The sequence below is a fragment of the Atopomonas hussainii genome (assembly GCF_900109735.1).
Taxonomy (GTDB): domain Bacteria; phylum Pseudomonadota; class Gammaproteobacteria; order Pseudomonadales; family Pseudomonadaceae; genus Atopomonas; species Atopomonas hussainii.
Genome location: NZ_FOAS01000005.1, coordinates 20,014 through 36,907, shown reverse-complemented (window position 1 = coordinate 36,907; position 16,894 = coordinate 20,014). Strand labels below are relative to the sequence as shown.

General features: G+C 58.3%; 18 protein-coding genes. 2 read left to right on the top strand and 16 right to left on the bottom strand.

All coding sequences use genetic code 11. The annotated features are described in order from the left end of the window. Positions 1 to 19: 19 nt before the first annotated feature. From hscB to BMX80_RS05785, 7 genes are all read right to left on the bottom strand, one after another. Positions 20 to 529, bottom strand: a complete 510-nt coding sequence (gene hscB, locus BMX80_RS05815) for a co-chaperone HscB (RefSeq protein ID WP_074866204.1) — start codon at positions 527 to 529, stop codon at positions 20 to 22. Beyond that, on the bottom strand, positions 522 to 845 hold the full coding sequence (iscA, locus tag BMX80_RS05810) for an iron-sulfur cluster assembly protein IscA (protein WP_071870689.1): 324 nt from the start codon (positions 843 to 845) through the stop codon (positions 522 to 524). Before iscA ends, hscB begins: the two co-directional genes overlap by 8 nt. Before the next feature lie 10 nt (positions 846 to 855). Then, positions 856 to 1,242 (bottom strand): Fe-S cluster assembly scaffold IscU, encoded by a 387-nt coding sequence (gene iscU / locus BMX80_RS05805; protein WP_071870690.1) that lies wholly within the window; start codon positions 1,240 to 1,242, stop codon positions 856 to 858. 28 nt (positions 1,243 to 1,270) lie between these two features. Beyond that, positions 1,271 to 2,485 carry an IscS subfamily cysteine desulfurase gene (locus BMX80_RS05800; RefSeq protein WP_074866202.1) on the bottom strand — a complete coding sequence of 405 codons (1,215 nt, stop codon included), beginning with the start codon at positions 2,483 to 2,485 and terminating at the stop codon, positions 1,271 to 1,273. 32 nt (positions 2,486 to 2,517) lie between these two features. Continuing rightward, positions 2,518 to 3,006, bottom strand: coding sequence for a Fe-S cluster assembly transcriptional regulator IscR (gene iscR / locus BMX80_RS05795; protein WP_071870692.1), 489 nt, complete (start codon positions 3,004 to 3,006; stop codon positions 2,518 to 2,520). Between the two features lie 139 nt (positions 3,007 to 3,145). Continuing rightward, entirely contained in the window at positions 3,146 to 3,946 is an 801-nt protein-coding gene (gene cysE / locus BMX80_RS05790) for a serine O-acetyltransferase (protein ID WP_074866199.1), read from the bottom strand. Next, a complete protein-coding gene (locus BMX80_RS05785; RefSeq protein ID WP_071870694.1) occupies positions 3,939 to 4,721 on the bottom strand; it encodes an RNA methyltransferase in 783 nt (260 codons plus the stop codon). The genes cysE and BMX80_RS05785 overlap by 8 nt, the downstream gene beginning before the upstream one ends. A 159-nt stretch (positions 4,722 to 4,880) precedes the next feature. On the opposite strand from BMX80_RS05785, the gene suhB reads away from it, so the two are divergent. After that, positions 4,881 to 5,696, top strand: coding sequence for a type III secretion system regulator SuhB (gene suhB / locus BMX80_RS05780; protein WP_074866196.1), 816 nt, complete (start codon positions 4,881 to 4,883; stop codon positions 5,694 to 5,696). A 66-nt stretch (positions 5,697 to 5,762) separates the two neighbouring features. Here suhB and BMX80_RS05775 read toward each other — a convergent pair whose 3' ends face one another. The 5 genes from BMX80_RS05775 to trhO form a co-directional block, all read right to left on the bottom strand. Beyond that, positions 5,763 to 5,996: a hypothetical protein gene (locus BMX80_RS05775; RefSeq protein WP_071870696.1), complete on the bottom strand. Its 234-nt coding sequence runs from the start codon at positions 5,994 to 5,996 to the stop codon at positions 5,763 to 5,765. Positions 5,997 to 6,033: 37 nt separating this feature from the next. Next, positions 6,034 to 6,552, bottom strand: a complete 519-nt coding sequence (locus BMX80_RS05770; protein WP_071870697.1) for a DUF6586 family protein — start codon at positions 6,550 to 6,552, stop codon at positions 6,034 to 6,036. Positions 6,553 to 6,608: 56 nt separating this feature from the next. After that, positions 6,609 to 9,191 (bottom strand): type I DNA topoisomerase, encoded by a 2,583-nt coding sequence (topA, locus tag BMX80_RS05765; protein WP_074866194.1) that lies wholly within the window; start codon positions 9,189 to 9,191, stop codon positions 6,609 to 6,611. A gap of 121 nt (positions 9,192 to 9,312) precedes the next feature. After that, positions 9,313 to 9,558: a DUF1653 domain-containing protein gene (locus BMX80_RS05760; RefSeq protein WP_071870699.1), complete on the bottom strand. Its 246-nt coding sequence runs from the start codon at positions 9,556 to 9,558 to the stop codon at positions 9,313 to 9,315. A gap of 123 nt (positions 9,559 to 9,681) precedes the next feature. After that, the gene (gene trhO, locus BMX80_RS05755) at positions 9,682 to 10,665 is read right to left on the bottom strand and encodes an oxygen-dependent tRNA uridine(34) hydroxylase TrhO (RefSeq protein ID WP_074866191.1); all 984 of its coding nucleotides are present in this window, start codon (positions 10,663 to 10,665) and stop codon (positions 9,682 to 9,684) included. A 257-nt stretch (positions 10,666 to 10,922) separates the two neighbouring features. Here trhO and BMX80_RS05750 point away from each other — a divergent pair, with 257 nt between their 5' ends. After that, positions 10,923 to 11,876, top strand: coding sequence for an alpha/beta fold hydrolase (locus BMX80_RS05750; protein ID WP_235821613.1), 954 nt, complete (start codon positions 10,923 to 10,925; stop codon positions 11,874 to 11,876). 76 nt (positions 11,877 to 11,952) lie between these two features. Here the strand turns inward: BMX80_RS05750 and BMX80_RS05745 are convergent, their stop codons facing one another. The 4 genes from BMX80_RS05745 to zwf all read right to left on the bottom strand — a co-directional run bounded on the left by BMX80_RS05745 (position 11,953) and on the right by zwf (position 16,864). Then, positions 11,953 to 13,611 carry a glucan 1,4-alpha-maltotetraohydrolase domain-containing protein gene (locus tag BMX80_RS05745; RefSeq protein ID WP_074866639.1) on the bottom strand — a complete coding sequence of 553 codons (1,659 nt, stop codon included), beginning with the start codon at positions 13,609 to 13,611 and terminating at the stop codon, positions 11,953 to 11,955. A 411-nt stretch (positions 13,612 to 14,022) separates the two neighbouring features. Next, positions 14,023 to 14,667, bottom strand: coding sequence for a bifunctional 4-hydroxy-2-oxoglutarate aldolase/2-dehydro-3-deoxy-phosphogluconate aldolase (locus BMX80_RS05740; protein WP_071870701.1), 645 nt, complete (start codon positions 14,665 to 14,667; stop codon positions 14,023 to 14,025). A gap of 36 nt (positions 14,668 to 14,703) precedes the next feature. Beyond that, a complete protein-coding gene (gene pgl / locus BMX80_RS05735; protein WP_074866188.1) occupies positions 14,704 to 15,408 on the bottom strand; it encodes a 6-phosphogluconolactonase in 705 nt (234 codons plus the stop codon). Then, the gene (gene zwf / locus BMX80_RS05730) at positions 15,395 to 16,864 is read right to left on the bottom strand and encodes a glucose-6-phosphate dehydrogenase (RefSeq protein ID WP_071870703.1); all 1,470 of its coding nucleotides are present in this window, start codon (positions 16,862 to 16,864) and stop codon (positions 15,395 to 15,397) included. Before zwf ends, pgl begins: the two co-directional genes overlap by 14 nt. Positions 16,865 to 16,894 lie beyond the last annotated feature (30 nt).

The following is a 16,894-nucleotide window of genomic DNA, read 5'->3' as shown; positions in this document are numbered from 1 at the left end:
ACGCCGGCTGATATCAGGTTCAGTCGTCCAGACGCTCTTCCAGCTGGCGCACTTCCCTGGCCAACTTGTCGAGAAACTGCAAACGGCGCACTAAACGCTCGGCCTCTTCACGCTGCTCAGGCACCTGCCAGCAAGCAGCAAACTGCCCTTCTTGCTGGGCTTGCGCCTGCTTTAAGCGCTGCTTAAAGGCGGCCACGGCGTCGAGCCGATCCAGCTCTTCGAGTTCTTCACGCAACAGCATTTGCTGCATCAAGAACTCGGGGTCTTTCACGGTCGCTTCCAGCGGCAGTTCATGGCCTTCCAAGCGCAGCAGATACAGCGCGCGTTGCGCCGGGTTCTTCAGCACTTGGTAGGCATCATTGAGATTAGCCGAGCGCTCAATCGCCAGCCGCTGCTCACGCGCATCGGCGTCGGCGAAGCGATCCGGGTGCATGGCGCGAGCCAGTTCGCGATAACGGCTGGCCAGCTCAGTCAAATCCAGCTCGAAAGCGGGCTTTAGGCCAAACAGGCCGAAATGGCACTCAGACATTGAAGCTTTCGCCGCAACCGCATTCACCGCGCACGTTGGGGTTGTTGAACTTGAAGCCTTCGTTTAAGCCTTCTTTGACGAAGTCCAGCTCTGTGCCGTCGATGTACACCAAGCTTTTTGCATCGACGAACACCTTAGTGCCGAAACTTTCGAACACTTGGTCTTCGCCGACCACTTCGTCAACAAACTCCAACACATACGCCATTCCGGAGCAGCCGGTCGTCCGCACACCCACGCGAATCCCCTCGCCTTTACCGCGCCCATCCAGTGAGCGCTGTACATGCTTGGCTGCCGCTTCGGTCATGGTGACTGCCATGGCTGACTCCTCAGGAAATACCGTTTTTCTGCTTGTAGTCTTGGACTGCTGCCTTGATGGCATCTTCAGCCAGAACCGAGCAGTGAATTTTGACCGGCGGCAAGGCCAACTCTTCGGCCAACTGGGTATTTTTGATCTGCGCTGCTTCGTCCAGCGTCTTGCCTTTCATCCACTCAGTGGCGAGCGAGCTAGAAGCAATCGCCGAGCCGCAACCGTAGGTTTTGAACTTGGCGTCTTCGATCACGCCGTCGGCGCTGACCTTGATTTGCAGGCGCATTACGTCGCCGCACGCGGGCGCGCCGACCATGCCAGTACCAACAGCCTGATCGTGATCGTCGAGCTTGCCGACGTTACGCGGGTTTTCGTAGTGGTCGATGACCTTTTCGCTGTATGCCATGACTATATCCTCGCTAATCGTTTGGGGCTCAGTGGGCTTGCCACTGCACCTTGGACAGGTCTACGCCGTCCTTATACATATCCCACAGGGGCGACAGCTCACGCAGCTTGTCCACCGCTTTGCGCACTTGCGCCGCGGCGTAGTCGACCTCTTCGTCGGTGGTAAAACGGCCAAAGCTGAAGCGGATCGAGCTGTGTGCCAGCTCGTCGCTGCGGCCCAGCGCGCGCAAGACATAAGAAGGCTCCAGCGATGCCGAGGTACAGGCCGAGCCAGACGACACGGCGAGGTCTTTCAGCGACATCAATAGAGATTCGCCTTCGACAAAGTTGAAGCTGACGTTCATGTTCTGCGCCACGCGCGCGGTCGCCGAGCCGTTGAGGTATACCTCTTCGATATCGCTCAGCTGATCCCAGAAACGCTTCGCCAGCGCTTGCGCGTGGGCGCGGTCTTTAGACAATTCTTCTTTGGCCAAGCGGAAGGCTTCGCCCATACCAACCAGCTGGTGGGTCGCCAGTGTGCCGGAGCGCATGCCACGCTCATGGCCGCCACCGTGCATTTGCGCTTCGATGCGTACGCGCGGCTTACGACGCACATACAAGGCGCCAACGCCCTTAGGGCCGTAAGTTTTGTGCGCTGAGAACGACATCAGATCGACTTTAAGCGTGTCCAAGTCGATTTCCACCTTGCCGGTAGACTGCGCCGCATCGACGTGGAACAACACGCCGCGCGAACGGGTCAGCTCGCCAATGGCAGCGATATCGGTGATGGTGCCGATCTCGTTATTCACGTGCATGAGGCTGACCAAGATGGTGTCTTCACGCAGCGCTGCTTCGACTTGCGCGGCGGTGATGATGCCGTCGCTATCGGGCTCTAAATAGGTCACTTCGAAGCCTTCACGCTCCAACTGGCGCGTGGTGTCGAGCACGGCTTTGTGCTCAATCTTCGAGGTAATGATGTGCTTACCTTTGCTCTGGTAAAAGTGCGCCACACCTTTAATAGCCAGGTTGTCAGATTCGGTCGCGCCGCTGGTCCAGACGATTTCACGCGGATCAGCATTGACCAGCTCGGCCACTTGGCGACGCGCGTTTTCTACCGCCTCTTCGGCCTTCCAGCCAAACAAGTGCGAGCGCGATGCCGGATTGCCGAAATTCCCTTCCAAGGTCAGGCATTCGATCATCTTCTGCGCTACGCGCGGATCCACCGGAGTGGTCGCTGAGTAGTCAAGATAAATCGGCAATTTCATGGTGCAATTCCCCTCAGGCTTGGGCGCGTCGGTCAGTCAACTGCCGACGTCAGAATAGTTTCTAGCGCGCGACGCGATTCGCCGGCTCGGCGATCCTGACGCGCTGCGACTTCCTGGACTTCGCGGCGGCTAACCAGGTCCGCCAGGCTAATATCGCTGAGAAAATCGTGAATCTGTTGACTCAAATCACACCACAGGTGATGGGTCAGACAGGTTCCGCCGGGATGGCACGTGCCATGCCCACCGCAACGGGTGGCATCGACAGACTCATTCACGGCATCAATCACTTCCGCCACGTGAATGCCTTGCATCTCACGCGACAGCTGATAACCACCGCCCGGACCGCGCACACTGGAAACCAGATCGCGTCGCCGCAGCTTGGCAAAGAGCTGTTCAAGATAGGACAGGGAAATACCCTGGCGCTCGGAGATATCGGCCAGAGATACGGGGCCCGCTTGCGCATGCAGCGCTAAATCGAGCATGGCGGTAACCGCGTAACGGCCCTTAGTGGTCAGACGCATGACATATCACGTATGGCTGGAACGTGGCGTCAGTATGCTAATCCCGACTATTTTAGTCAAGCTTTTACCTGACTAATTTACTCAGGTAAGACACCAAAGCCGGGCGCACTATAGCAGAACGCCCGACCTGATTCAGCCCCTAGTCTTTACTGGTAGGCGCTGCCGCCTCAGGCTCCGCCACACTGACATCTGCCACGCCAGCAAAGCTTTCCGGGTTCAACTCAGGCAGCGCCTTGGCGCAGTAATCGCTGCCCAGCGCCGTCAGTGCCTTGCACATGCCCTGCAAACGATCGTCAACCGCTTGCATGTGATCGAGCAGCTGTCCAATGGCCTGCGCCACCGGGTCGGGCATGTCTTGGCTCATACCGTAGGCATCGAAGCCAATTTTCTCCGCCATCGCCTGACGGCGTGCCGTTTGCTCATCAGTCGCCTTAGCGATAATGCGCCCAGGAATACCCACCGCCGTTGCACCTGCCGGCACTTCTTTGGTGACCACGGCATTGGAGCCAATTTTAGCCCCCGCGCCCACGGTGAACGGGCCCAGCACTTTCGCGCCAGCACCGACCACCACGCCATCTTCCAACGTGGGGTGGCGCTTGCCTTTATTCCAGCTGGTGCCGCCCAAGGTCACGCCCTGGTAGAGGGTGACGTCATTGCCGATTTCAGCGGTTTCACCAATCACCACACCCATGCCGTGGTCGATGAAGAAGCGCTGACCGACTTTGGCGCCCGGGTGAATCTCGATCCCAGTCAACAGCCGCCCCAGGTTAGACACCATGCGCGCCAGCCATTTCCAGCCACGCAACCACAGTGCATGAGCAATACGATGCAACCAAATAGCATGCAGACCCGGATAACAGGTCAGGACTTCCCAGGTATTACGCGCCGCAGGATCGCGGCGAAATACGCTCTGGATATCGTCCTTCATGCCTTTAAACATCGTCATTGCTCCTGGTTGGATTTTCGCCGCGCAAGCTGCGCTGCGTCTCGGTGAGTATGCCACGCAGAATATTCATCTCTAGCTTGCTGACCCCCGCGCGACCGTACAAACGGCGCAAACGCGCCATCAGATGACGAGGTTTATTGGGGTCGTGGAAGCCAACTTCAATCAACACTTGCTCAAGATGCTCAAAATAACGCTCCATCTCATCGGCGCTGGCCGGCTGCTCATTGAGCATCGAGGACGCTTCAAACTTGCGCATCTTGGTTGGCTCGCCAGCACGCTGCAGCTGCGCCATACGCAGCTCATAGACCAGCACCTGCACCGCTGCCGCCAAATTCAGCGAGCTGAATTCAGGGTTCGACGGAATATGAATATGAAACTGGCAACGCTGCAGCTCTTCGTTGGTCAGCCCCGAATGCTCGCGCCCAAACACCAAGGCAATATCGCCTTCAATGTTGTCATCCAACTGGGTGAAGGCTTTTTCTGCCGCCTCACGCGGATCGAGCAGCGACAGCGGAATACGCCGATCGCGCGCACTGGTGCCCATCACTAACGAGCAGCCAGCCAGCGCCTCATCCAGCGACGCCACCACAATGGCGCCCTCCAGTACATCATCGGCGCCAGAAGCCCGCGCACGCGCCTCACCACTGGGGAAATCTTCCGGCTCGACCAAATACAAATGCGCCAAACCCATGTTCTTCATCGCGCGAGCGGCGCCGCCGATATTGCCGGGATGGCTGGTATTGACCAGCACAATACGAATCTTATCCAACGCTTATCTCTTCAAGACTGGGGAAGCGACCAACGCACGGCAACTTCCAGAGCAAAAAACGCATGGTACAAAAGCACCACCGATGCCGCCATCACACCTTCAAGTCGCGCGCATTTCTGCTAGAATTGCCGGCTTTCTTTAACAGTCCAGGTATCCGTCATGCAACCCATGTTGAACATTGCCCTGCGCGCTGCTCGCGCGGCGGGCGAACTGATCATCCGCTCTACCGATCGCTTGGATGCCATCAGCGTCAACGAAAAGGATGCCAAGGACTACGTCACCGAGATCGACCGCTCGGCTGAACGCCTGATTATCTCCACCTTACAGAAAGCCTACCCGGACCACGGTTTCTTCGGCGAAGAAAGCGGCTTTAAAGAAGGCAAAGGCGAAGGCAAGGACTACATCTGGATTATCGATCCGCTGGACGGCACCACTAACTTCATCCGCGGCCTGCCGCACTATGCCGTAAGCATCGCCTGCAAATACAAGGGCCGCCTTGAGCATGCCGTGGTACTCGACCCGTCACGCCAAGAAGAATTCACCGCCAGCCGTGGCCGTGGCGCTGCGTTAAACGGTAAGCGCATTCGCGTGACCAATCGCAAGAGCTTGGAAGGCGCCCTGCTCGGCACCGGCTTCCCGTTCCGTGACGAGCAACTGGATCACCTCGACAGCTACTTGGGCATGTTCCGCAGCCTGGCCGGCGAAACCGCCGGCATTCGCCGCGCCGGCGCCGCCAGCCTGGACTTGGCCTATGTCGCCGCTGGTCGCTTCGATGCCTTCTGGGAGTTTGGCCTGTCGGAGTGGGACATGGCCGCAGGCGCCCTGCTGATTCAAGAAGCTGGCGGTTTAGTCAGCGACTTCACCGGCAGCCACGACTATTTGGCCAAGGGCCATATCGTGGCCGGCAACACTAAGTGCTTTAAAGCCGTGCTGACTGCGATTCAGCCGCACCTGCCGCCAGCCCTTAAGCGCTAAGCGTTTAATCGGCGCAATAAAGAATCCCCGGCACAGACCGGGGATTTTTTATTGCCGCGCAAACACTTAATGCAGCACGCGCGGGCCTTCTTCGATTTTCTCGCCTTCCGCCATGCGCGCCGCCATTTGCACACCGACATTGAGCATGGCCTTAGCCACCTCAACTTGCTGGCCGTGTAAAAAGCCTTTGGCATCGCCAGAGAACTCGATAATCACCAGCGGTTCGTTTTCTTCTTCCGAGCGGCGCAAAGCAATGCGGCCATCAGGCAGCTCGACGATTTCTAAAAAGGATGTCGACATTGGGACTCCAGTCTTGCACCCGCAGCTGGCGCGGGTTTTACCATTCATTCAGGCCTTCGCGTAGGCGCATGATCAGCTGCTTCAGCTGCTCACGCCATTCGCTTAAGGTTTCGCGGGCCAGCGGCGCAGCGTCTTCTTGTTCGCTACTGCGGCCAATTAACTGCACGGCCGGATCAATCTTATTCAGCGCACTGGGCTGCACCGGACGCTGTAACGCCTCGTAATGCGTAACCAGCGCCTTAAGCCAACTGTCCTCGGCATAGAGGATTTCCACCAACTCGGCCAGCTCAGCGCCGGGGTGCTGCTCAAGATTGTGCTTGCTGACTAAGCTGCTGACGCGATCAGCGGTCGCAATCGGCAGACGGTAATACGAGGCAATCTCCTGCCCCAAGGCCAACGCCGCGCCGTGCAAATGAAACAACGCCGCTTCGCGCAGCGATTGCTCTAAGGCGGGTTGATTCGGTGCAGGTTTGGCTTCGCTCTGGCGCCACTGCTCCAGCACTAGGCCAGCAAAGTACATCTTCTGATTCGTGCGGGTGTAGGGTTCGTTAGCCATAAGCGATCCTCCGGCGGGGCACACAGTATACCCCGCCGAAGTCTCAAGAGAGGGGCTTACTTACTACTGGTCACCCACTTGCCATTCTGGAAAAACGCTTTCCAGCCGGTGGGCTTGCCGTTTTCCTCGGTCTGCACGTACTGCTCTTTGCTCTTACGGCTAAAGCGCACCACGGTCGGGCGGCCTTGGTCGTCCGCCACAGGGGCATCGCAGAGGAAGTGGTATTTAGGGTCGATTTCGCTGCGATGCGGAAGCAACTCTTTCACCAGCGGCGCACGGGTTTCGCGGTTCTTCGGGAAGCCCTTAGCGGCCAAGAACAAGCCCGAAGCGCCATCGCGCAGCACGTAAGTGTCGTCGACTTTTTCGCACTTCAGCTCTGGCATCGGCACGGCATCCATTTTCGGCGGCGCCGGCTCGCCATTTTTCAACAGCTTACGGGTGTTCTTACAGCTGGCATTGGTACAGCCGAAGAACTTGCCGAAACGGCCGGTTTTCAGCTGCATTTCGCTGCCGCACTTGTCGCACTCAAGGCTGGGACCTTCGTAGCCTTTGATGCGGAACTTACCGGCTTCGATCTCAAACCCCGAGCAATCCGGGTTATTACCACAGATGTGCAGTTTGCGCTGCTCATCCACTAAGTACGAATCCATGGCGGTGGAGCAAATCGGGCAACGACGCTTGCCACGCAGCACGCGCGACTCAGACTCACCCTCGTCATCCTCAGCAATTTCGTTGCCGGGAATCAGGTTGATGGTCGACTTGCAGCGCTCTTTCGGCGGCAAGGCATAACCCGAGCAGCCCAAGAATACGCCCGTCGAAGCGGTGCGAATCATCATTGGCCGCGCACACTCGCGGCAGGCAATATCGGTCAGCGTCGGCTGGTTAGCGCGCATGCCGCCATCGCTATTGGCAGCGGTTTCGAGCTTGTTGCGGAAATCGCTGTAGAAGTCATCCAGCAGCGCTTTCCACTGCACACTGCCGTGCGCCACTTGGTCGAGGGACTCTTCCATGTTGGCGGTGAAGCTGTAATCCATCAGATTGGCGAAACTTTCCACCAAACGCTCGGTGACGATATCGCCCATTTTTTCCGCGTAGAAACGGCGGTTATGCAGCACCACATAGCCGCGCTCTTGAATGGTCGAGATGATCGCCGCGTAGGTGGACGGGCGGCCAATGCCGCGCTTTTCCAACTCCTTCACCAAGCTCGCTTCGTTAAAACGCGCGGGCGGCTTAGTGAAGTGCTGGCTGGGGTCGAGCTTTTGCAAATCCAGCGCTTCGCCTTTCTGCATATCGGGCAGCACTTGGTCTTCGCTGCTTTTGCCGACGGGCGGCTGCACGCGGGTGAAACCGTCAAACTTTAAGATGCGACCACGGGCACGCAGCTCGAAATCACCAGCAGCCACCACCAAGCTGGTGGACAGGTATTTGGCCGGCGGCATTTGACAGGCCACAAACTGACGCCAGATCAGCTCGTACAGACGCTCGGCATCGCGCTCCATACCCGACAACGCGGTGGCTTTGACGCGCACATCCGAAGGACGAATCGCTTCGTGCGCCTCTTGCGCGCCTTCTTTACTGGAGTAGAAATTCGGTTTTTCCGGCAGGTACTGCTTGCCGAACTCGTCCTCGATAAAGTCGCGCGCCATGCTGATGGCATCGGCCGACAAGTTAGTCGAGTCGGTACGCATATAGGTGATGTAGCCGGCCTCATAGAGGCGCTGCGCCATCATCATGGTTTTCTTCACCGAGAAGCCCAAACGGTTACTCGCCGCCTGCTGCAAGGTGGAGGTGATATACGGTGCACTCGGCTTGCTTGAGGTCGGCTTGTCTTCGCGACTGGCCACCTTGTAGCTGGAGCTTTTAAGCGCGTTAACCGCTGCCATCGCCTGCGCTTCATTGAGCGGGCGGAAGGCTTCACCGGCTTGCTTGAACACTTCAAAACGCACGGTGCTGCCGGCTTTGGCGAGATCGGCGTGCAACTCCCAGAACTCTTCCGGCACAAAGGCGCGAATCTCGCGTTCGCGATCGACAATCAAACGCACCGCGACCGACTGCACACGACCGGCCGACAAACCACGAGCAATCTTCGCCCACAGCAAGGGCGAAACCATGTAGCCGACCACGCGATCAAGAAAACGCCGTGCTTGCTGGGCATTAACACGGTTGATATCCAGCTCGCCGGGCTCGGAGAAGGCCTCTTGAATGGCCTTCTTGGTGATTTCGTTGAACACCACGCGCTTGTAGCGGCTGTCATCGCCGCCAATGGCTTCGCGCAGGTGCCAAGCGATGGCTTCCCCTTCGCGGTCCAAGTCCGTTGCCAGATAAATAGTGTCGGCGTCTTTGGCGAGCGCTTTCAGCTCGTTGACCACCTTCTCTTTACCGGGGAGGATTTCGTAGTGCGCAGCCCAGCCTTTGTCCGGGTCGATGCCCATGCGCGACACCAACTGGCGGCGGGCTTTTTCTTCGGCAGAGAGTTTTTTATCGGTAGCCGCGGTTTTGCTCTTCCCACTGGCCGAACCGCTGGTAGGCAGGTCGCGAATATGACCAATACTGGACTTCACCACAAACTGGTTGCCCAAGTACTTATTAATGGTCTTGGCCTTGGCCGGCGACTCCACAATAACCAGAGATTTACCCATAGTTCTCTCTTTTTAGCTCCATCAAGAAAAAGCTGCTTGCGCGGCTTTATAGTTGCCAGCGGGCGGCAAGGTCAAGGACGAGGCCGGATTAATCCGCACCGATTCCCCCCTGCCGAGTGGCTTAACGCGCCTCGGCAAACAGGCTTTCCTGCGCCTCGACCAGCACAAAGCGCGGCACGGTTTCACCGCCCACACGCACGTGCTCAATAAACATAGACAACGGACGCACCCATAACCCGTGCGCGCCGTATAACGCCTGATACACCACCACGGCTTCTTCGGTTTCCGAGTGCCGAGCCACGCCCACCACACGGTAGCGGCGGCCTTTGTAATGCTGATAAATGCCAGGTTCAATCACGCCCTGCATAACCACTCCCCATAAGCCTTGTGGGCCTTGATTTTTATTGAGCCAGCACAGCGGATGGGCTGTTGGCTTATCGAACAAAAATGCCTGCCGCAAGCGACAGGCACCGGATGACAGAAAGCGGCGTCAGTCGTGCTGACGACGCTGCTCGGCCTTAAACTGCTCTTTTTCTGCACGGCGACGATCGATGATCTGGGTCGCCGCCCCGCCAATGTGCTGTTCGCCACGACGCTGGGCCAGCTTGACCTGCTTTTCGCGTTCGCGAAAACGCGCGCGGTCTTGCTCGTCGAACTTATCGATGCAGTGCGGGCAACTCACGCCCTGCACGTAGGCGGGGCTTTGCTTGTCGTCTTCGGTGATCGGATAACGACAGGCATGGCACTGATCGTACTGACCTTTTTCCAGCGCGTGATTGACCGCCACGCGACCATCAAACACAAAGCACTCGCCCTGCCAGAGGCTGTCTTGCTCAGGCACTTCTTCGAGGTACTTAAGAATGCCGCCCTTAAGGTGATACACCTCGTCAAAGCCCTGCTCTTTTAAGTACGCGGTGGACTTTTCGCAGCGAATGCCGCCGGTGCAGAACATCGCCACTTTTTTGTGCTTGGCCGGGTCTAGCTGCTCTTGCACATAAGCGGGAAATTCGCGGAATGTCTCGGTTTGTGGATTGATTGCGCCTTTAAAAGTGCCGATCTGCACTTCGTAATCATTGCGCGTATCGACCAGCAAAACCTCTGGGTCGCTGATCAGCGCGTTCCAGTCTTTGGCATCCACATAGGTGCCCACCACTTTGCGCGGGTCGATGCCTTCCACGCCCATGGTGACGATTTCGCGCTTGAGTTTGACCTTAGTGCGATTAAACGGCTGGCTGCTGTCGTAGGACAGCTTGTAATCCAGCTCGCTCAAGCGCGGATCACGCTTGAGCCATGCCAGCACCGCGTTGATACCGGCCTCAGGGCCGGCGATGGTGCCATTAATGCCTTCGGCGGCGAGCAACAAGGTGCCACGCACCTGCTGGGCATTCATTTCGGCGAGCAGCGGCTCGCGCAGCGCTTCAAAGTCTTCTAAAGAAACAAACTTATACAGCGCACAAACAACAACTTGCGACATAACAAACCTTTTTAAGCAGCGAACTGGAACGTAAAACCAGGGCTAACAGCCGGTGCCATGCACCCGCTGTGGGCGCGCATTCTAACCAGCCTCCCCCGCGCAAGAAAGCGCCACGGGTCGCAGCACAGGCCAGCCAGTCGGTTAAGCCCAACTTTTTGCCAGAAATTGTTCGACAAACCCCTACCCCACCCTAGGTTGGTCGGTTTACCCACTGGGTTTTGGCACGCTGGGCACACAATAAAAAGCTGGAGTGCCCCATGCGCCGTTATATTTTTCCGCTGTTGTTTCCCGTGATGGTTCTGCCGGGCTGCCAAAGCCTTGGCTTTGGCTCGCTGCCCATGGAGGAACTGACCGCCCGCTACGCCAGCGCCGAAAGCGGCTCAAAGTTCCTCGAAATCGACGGTGTGCGCCTGCACTACCGCGACGAAGGCAGCCACGACAAGCCCACCCTGCTACTGCTGCACGGCGTGGTGTCGTCACTGCACACCTGGGATGGCTGGGTGGCCGAGCTGAAAAACGACTACCGGATTATTCGCATCGACGTGCCCGGCTTTGGCCTAACCGGACCGCTACCCGATGGGCAATACCAGCCAGAACGCATTGTCGGCATGATCGACCAACTGCTGGATAAGCTAGAAGTTCAAGAGCTGTCGATTGCTGGCAACTCTCTAGGCGGCTACATGGCGTGGAACTACGCGCTAAAACGCCCCGACCGTGTCGAGAAACTGGTACTGATCGACCCCGCCGCCTACCCGATGGAAAAAGCCCCCTGGGTGATTGCCATTGCAGACCTGCCGGGCGCGCGCGAGCTGGCGCCGCTGTGGATCCCCAAGAGTGTGATCAGCATGAACGTCAGTGAGGTGTACGGACAAAGCTGGCGGATTCGTGACGGCGTGATCGACCGCTACTACGACATCAACCGCCGCCCCGGCAATCGCGCTGCGATGATCGATATCTTCCGCATGATCAACAACCTCAACGACCCCGCGCAGGACCCCAGCGAGCAAATCGCTCAGATCAGCACGCCGACGTTGCTGATGTGGGGCGACAAAGACCGTTGGATTCCGCCCAGTCAAGCCCAGCAATGGCAACGCGATCTGCCCAGCCTGACGCTAAAAATGTACCCCGACATCGGCCATGTGCCGATGGAGGAAATCCCCGTGCAGAGCGCCTGGGATGCCAAGCGTTTCTTAACCACGGGCAAGCTGTAAGCCAACCAGAAAGCCCGTCAGAAAGCCCGCCAGCGCTGACTGGCGGGCTTTTTTACGCGCGCTTTAGCGTGCCTGCTTAGAAGCGCCCGGTCGTCGTCACCCCCGCTGCTGTGGTGACCTTGTTATTAGCGCCCGGCTGCCACTGTTTAACTTGGCTTGGGTTCGCTTCGTTTCGGATGATGCACTTCCACTCCAGCGCTTGATTGGCGGGCAGTTGCAGTGTGCCTTTCCAGGTTGGGTAGGCGGAGGTATCGGTCAGGCGCACCGCACTGGCAGCGTTCCAGTTACCCAAGTCGGCGCTATTACCCACCGCATACACGCTATCGCCCAATTGAGTAACGCCGTTTTCACAGCGGAAATTCACCGCCACTGTGCTGCCGCCCGAGCTCCCGGTGCGCCACACGCGAATCTGTCCGTTGTCGCTGTTCAGCGCTTGGGTAAAGCTGCCGGAAGCAACCTGATTGGGGTTTGCCAAATTCGAGTTCAGCGCCAGCACCAAGGTTTGCGTGCTGCCGCTAATGCTCGCCACTAAGCCGGAAAAACCGTTATGGAAGGTAATCGCCGAAGCCGCCTTAACCCCAGCCGCCTTACGGATTTGCATCAGCTGGCGAATAAAGCCATCCAGCCCCCAGTCGTACATGTGCGACCAATACACCACCGGGGTGCCCGGCGTGGTGAGGATGTAGGCATAGGCTTGCTTGCGCAGGCTATCTGGCAATGCCCAGTGGTGTTGACCGCCGTTGGGGCCGGGTGAATAGCCGGTGTCGTGGTTATCGACAAAGGTCACTGCGGTTTCGCGCCAGCGCACATCGGGGTTGCCGTTTAAGCCGTTGCGCCAATCACTAATCGAGCCGTTCTGCATGCGCTCTTTCAAGGCGAAGTCGAACACGCTGCACTTACCGCGATCGGACCAGTCTTTGATGATCTCCTGCCAGCTGGCGTTACGCCGCCAATCGGAGGCGGGGTACTCGCCCGGTGACTTCCACAACTCGCCCACGCAATAACCGCTGTCGTAGGCGTCTTTCATCCAGGCATCGACACGCTCACCGGCGTAGCCGCGCACAAAGTCGAAACGGAAACCTTTAGCACCGTAGTTATTTTTCAGGTTTTTCAGCTCATCGCGGAACATGGCGTAGTTCTGCGCATGGGCGGTGTTGAGATCCGCCTCACCGCCGATAAAACGATCGCCATCGTCACAGCCATTGGGGCCGTTGCCGTTGTCGGCGCAATCGTTACGCCATAGGCCTTGGCCGGCGGGCAGGTTGATTTCTTTTTGCGGGTAACCACGGTTCATGTGGTTAGGCACGATGTCGTACACCACCTTCACCCCGGCGTTATTCAGCGCCGTGGCGGCGCCCTTTAGCTGCGCATCGCTGCCGTAGCGGCCATTCTTGTTAAAGTCGTGCCAAAAGTAGCCTTCGCCACCGCCGCTGGTGCCGTTGCTGGAGTCGCTCCAGCTCGAAAAATCGCGCCACGGCACCGGCATCCAGATGCTGGTAAAGCCATCGGCGGCAATCGTCGGGGCTTTGTCTTTGAGGATGTTGTACCAGTTGTTGGGCGCCGTGCGCACCACGTTCCAGTGAAAGCCTTGCAGGATAATCTCGTCACCGCCGTGGTTACGCACGCCGCTAGCGGTTTTGCCGCTGGCATCGGCGGCATGCACCAGACTGTCGAGGGGGTACGCCAGCGGCACCATAGCCGCAGTGAGGCAAGCGATACGCAGGTATCGGTTCATCGGGTTGAGCTCCATTGTTGTATTTGTTGTGAGCATCCGACCGCCAGAGCTCCCTCTCTGCGGATGGGGAAGTTGCCGCATTTTCACGCAGGCACTGGCAGGCTGCGCCGCGCGGTCGTAGTCGCACAGTGCCTTAAGCGAAAAAAAGCAGGCGTAATAGCCAGGCGTAGAACGTGGCGCCGCTCACCACGCCGGCAGTGACAGGTGTGCCGCGCACTGTTTTAATGGCCAGCGCCAAGCAGACGCAGGCTACTGCGCAAAAAAAACCGCCCGCTCCGGGGCCGTGATCCGGAGAAGGCGGTGGCGTGATACACCAATACACGGACGGAGAGGATCACTCTCCACGCTGGCCCGGGAGGAATCGGCCCAGCGATTTACCCAGCGGCCCCTTGCTCCGCTGGGTAAATGCGGTCAGTCGAGGGCGCTTAGCGCCCCACGACTCAAACGTTGCACTTCAGCCCAATTACCCGCAGCAATCTCGGCATCCGGCAGCATCCACGTGCCGCCAATACACATCACATTGGGTAGGCTTAGATAGGCTTTGGCGTTATCCGGTTTAACCCCGCCGGTGGGGCAGAATTTCACATCGCGGAACGGCCCGGCGAAGGCTTTCAAGGCAGACTGCCCGCCCACTACCTCAGCGGGGAATAACTTAAAGCGGCGGTAGCCCAAGGCGTAGCCCTGCATTAATTCCGACGCGGTGCTAATGCCCGGCAGCAAAGCCGCCTTACTGTTTAGGCCATGCTGCAGCAGTGCCTCGGTGCAGCCAGGGGTGACAATAAACTGCGCACCAGCTTCTTCTGCCGCGCGGTACATCTCAACATTCAGCACAGTGCCGGCACCGACACACAGCTCGGGGCGCTCTTTGCGCAGCAGGGCGATGGCGGTTAAACCCAGCTCTGAACGCAGGGTGATTTCTAAGGTACGCAAACCGCCGGCGGCCAAGGCATCGGCCAGCGGCAAAATATCGCTTTCGCGCTGAATCACGATCACCGGCATGATGCGCGCAGCGTTGCAGATCTCATCTAAACGCGCGGTGTTGTCTGCCAAACTCATAAGCGTGTCTCTCAAGTAATAAATACGGGCGGGCGTTTACGGGCACCAATAAATAGTCAGCGGTGCGCGCAAAAAGGCTTTGATCGGTTTATCCAGGGCATCGCCGACAACGGCTTCACGCAGCGCAGCGAGCTTGTCTTGCCCGGCAATGGCCAGCAGCTGCACCGGCGCCCGACGCAGCAATGCCGCGGTAAAGCTCAGTCGCGCCGTTGGCGCTGCGCTGGCTTGCATGGGCAAACACAGCGGGCCGTCAGCGGCCAAGCCTTGCGCTAAGCCTTCAGCACGCGGAAATAAAGACGCAGTGTGCGCATCGCCACCCATGCCCAGCACCACCACATCCGGCGCACGGCGACTTTGCCAACGCTCGGCCACCGTTTGTGCATCCGCACTCTGGCTCACGCCCAAATACAGCGGCTCAAACTGCGCCACAGCGGCGGCGTCTTGCAGCAGGTGCTGCTTGACTAGCGCCGCATTGCTAGCCGGATCACTCTCAGGCACCCAGCGCTCATCCACTAACGACACACGCACCTTGGCCCAATTCAGCGGTGCGTTACGCAGCGCCTGAAAAAACGCCACGGGGCTACGCCCGCCGCTGACCAATAAGCTGGCATCGCCATATTCAGCAATGGTGTGCTCTAGCGCCACCGCCACGCGCCGCGCCAGCACTTGCGCGTGCACACTGGCATCGGCCAGCGCATGCGCCTGTACGCCGGCGGGCAAAAAATCGTCAAAGATCGCCATACCAAGACCTGCCGTCACGGGTGATCATGGCAATCGAAGCCACCGGCCCCCAGCTGCCTGCGGGGTATTTTTTCGGTGCCGAGCCATCTTGGCGCCAGCTGGCTAGCAGCTGATCGCACCAGCGCCAGGCGGCTTCCACTTCGTCCTTACGCACGAACAGGTATTGATTGCCCTGCATCACTTCCAGCAGCAAACGCTCATAGGCATCGGGGATGCGCTTAGCGCTAAAAGCGTCGGAGAAACTCAGCTGCAGCGGGCCGCTGCGCAGGTGCATGCCTTTATCCAAGCCCTGCTCTTTGGTCATTACTTGCAGCGAAATACCTTCGTCGGGCTGCAGGCGAATGATCAGCTTATTGCTGACTTGGTCGCGCTGCTCTTCGGCAAAGATGTAATGCGACGACTCTTTAAAGTGGATCACGATCTGCGACAGCTTCTGCTGCATGCGCTTGCCGGTACGCAGATAGAAAGGCACGCCGCTCCAACGCCAGTTGCGAATCTCGCAGCGCAGGCTGACAAATGTTTCGGTATTACTCTGCTGGTTGGCGTTGTCTTCTTCTAGATAACCCGGCACCGGCTGGCCGTCGATGCTGCCGGCGGCATACTGCCCGCGCACCACATGGGTACCGAGCAAATCAGGGGTAATCGGCGCCAGCGCCTTGAGCACTTTGACCTTTTCGTCACGAATGCTGTCGGCCGACAAATCGCTCGGCGGCTCCATCGCGGTTAAGCAAAGCAACTGCAATAAGTGGTTTTGCACCATGTCGCGCAGCTGACCGGCCTGATCGAAATAACCCCAGCGACCTTCGATGCCCACCTTTTCAGCCACGGTAATTTCGACGTGGGAGATATAGCGGCTGTTCCATTGGTTCTCGAACAGGCTATTGGCAAAACGCAGAGCAATCAGGTTCTGTACCGTTTCTTTACCCAAGTAATGGTCGATACGGTAGATGGCATTTTCTGGGAAGTACTGCGCCACCGCCTCGTTAACCTCACGCGAGGACTCCAGCGAATGACCGATGGGCTTTTCCAGCACCACGCGGGTGTTGTCGATCAGCTGTAGATGCGCCAGCTCGCGGCAGATATCGCCATACACCGACGCCGGCGTGGCGAAATACGCCACCAGCGGGATACCGGCGGGCAACAAGTCAGGCAGCGCTTGGTAATCCTCGCGCTTACGAAAATCCATGCGCAGGTAGCAGCAGCGACTGATAAAGCGATCGATCACCGCTGGGTCTTGCTCATCAGCGGCGACAAAGCGCTTTAACGAGGCGCGCAACTGTTTATGCAAGGCGGCGTCATCACCTTCGTCACGCGCCAAGGCGACTAGGCGGGTATCCAGATGCAGCAGACCGGCACGATCCAGCTGGTACAACGCAGGAAACAATTTGCGCAGCGCCAAGTCACCCAACGCACCAAACAGGGCTAGCGAGCAGGGCTCAACACGAATGATGGGCATAAAAGTTCACCGTTATCCAAACACTGGCGC

Excerpts from the sequence above, each read along its gene's own strand:
- hscB (WP_074866204.1), bottom strand. The coding sequence starts at position 529 with ATGTCTGAGTGCCATTTCGGCCTGTTTGGCCTAAAGCCCGCTTTCGAG.
- iscA (WP_071870689.1), bottom strand. The coding sequence starts at position 845 with ATGGCAGTCACCATGACCGAAGCGGCAGCCAAGCATGTACAGCGCTCA.
- iscU (WP_071870690.1), bottom strand. The coding sequence starts at position 1,242 with ATGGCATACAGCGAAAAGGTCATCGACCACTACGAAAACCCGCGTAAC.
- BMX80_RS05800 (WP_074866202.1), bottom strand. The coding sequence starts at position 2,485 with ATGAAATTGCCGATTTATCTTGACTACTCAGCGACCACTCCGGTGGAT.
- iscR (WP_071870692.1), bottom strand. The coding sequence starts at position 3,006 with ATGCGTCTGACCACTAAGGGCCGTTACGCGGTTACCGCCATGCTCGAT.
- cysE (WP_074866199.1), bottom strand. The coding sequence starts at position 3,946 with ATGTTTAAAGGCATGAAGGACGATATCCAGAGCGTATTTCGCCGCGAT.
- suhB (WP_074866196.1), top strand. The coding sequence starts at position 4,881 with ATGCAACCCATGTTGAACATTGCCCTGCGCGCTGCTCGCGCGGCGGGC.
- BMX80_RS05775 (WP_071870696.1), bottom strand. The coding sequence starts at position 5,996 with ATGTCGACATCCTTTTTAGAAATCGTCGAGCTGCCTGATGGCCGCATT.
- BMX80_RS05770 (WP_071870697.1), bottom strand. The coding sequence starts at position 6,552 with ATGGCTAACGAACCCTACACCCGCACGAATCAGAAGATGTACTTTGCT.
- topA (WP_074866194.1), bottom strand. The coding sequence starts at position 9,191 with ATGGGTAAATCTCTGGTTATTGTGGAGTCGCCGGCCAAGGCCAAGACC.
- BMX80_RS05760 (WP_071870699.1), bottom strand. The coding sequence starts at position 9,558 with ATGCAGGGCGTGATTGAACCTGGCATTTATCAGCATTACAAAGGCCGC.
- trhO (WP_074866191.1), bottom strand. The coding sequence starts at position 10,665 with ATGTCGCAAGTTGTTGTTTGTGCGCTGTATAAGTTTGTTTCTTTAGAA.
- BMX80_RS05750 (WP_235821613.1), top strand. The coding sequence starts at position 10,923 with ATGCGCCGTTATATTTTTCCGCTGTTGTTTCCCGTGATGGTTCTGCCG.
- BMX80_RS05745 (WP_074866639.1), bottom strand. The coding sequence starts at position 13,611 with ATGAACCGATACCTGCGTATCGCTTGCCTCACTGCGGCTATGGTGCCG.
- BMX80_RS05740 (WP_071870701.1), bottom strand. The coding sequence starts at position 14,667 with ATGAGTTTGGCAGACAACACCGCGCGTTTAGATGAGATCTGCAACGCT.
- pgl (WP_074866188.1), bottom strand. The coding sequence starts at position 15,408 with ATGGCGATCTTTGACGATTTTTTGCCCGCCGGCGTACAGGCGCATGCG.
- zwf (WP_071870703.1), bottom strand. The coding sequence starts at position 16,864 with ATGCCCATCATTCGTGTTGAGCCCTGCTCGCTAGCCCTGTTTGGTGCG.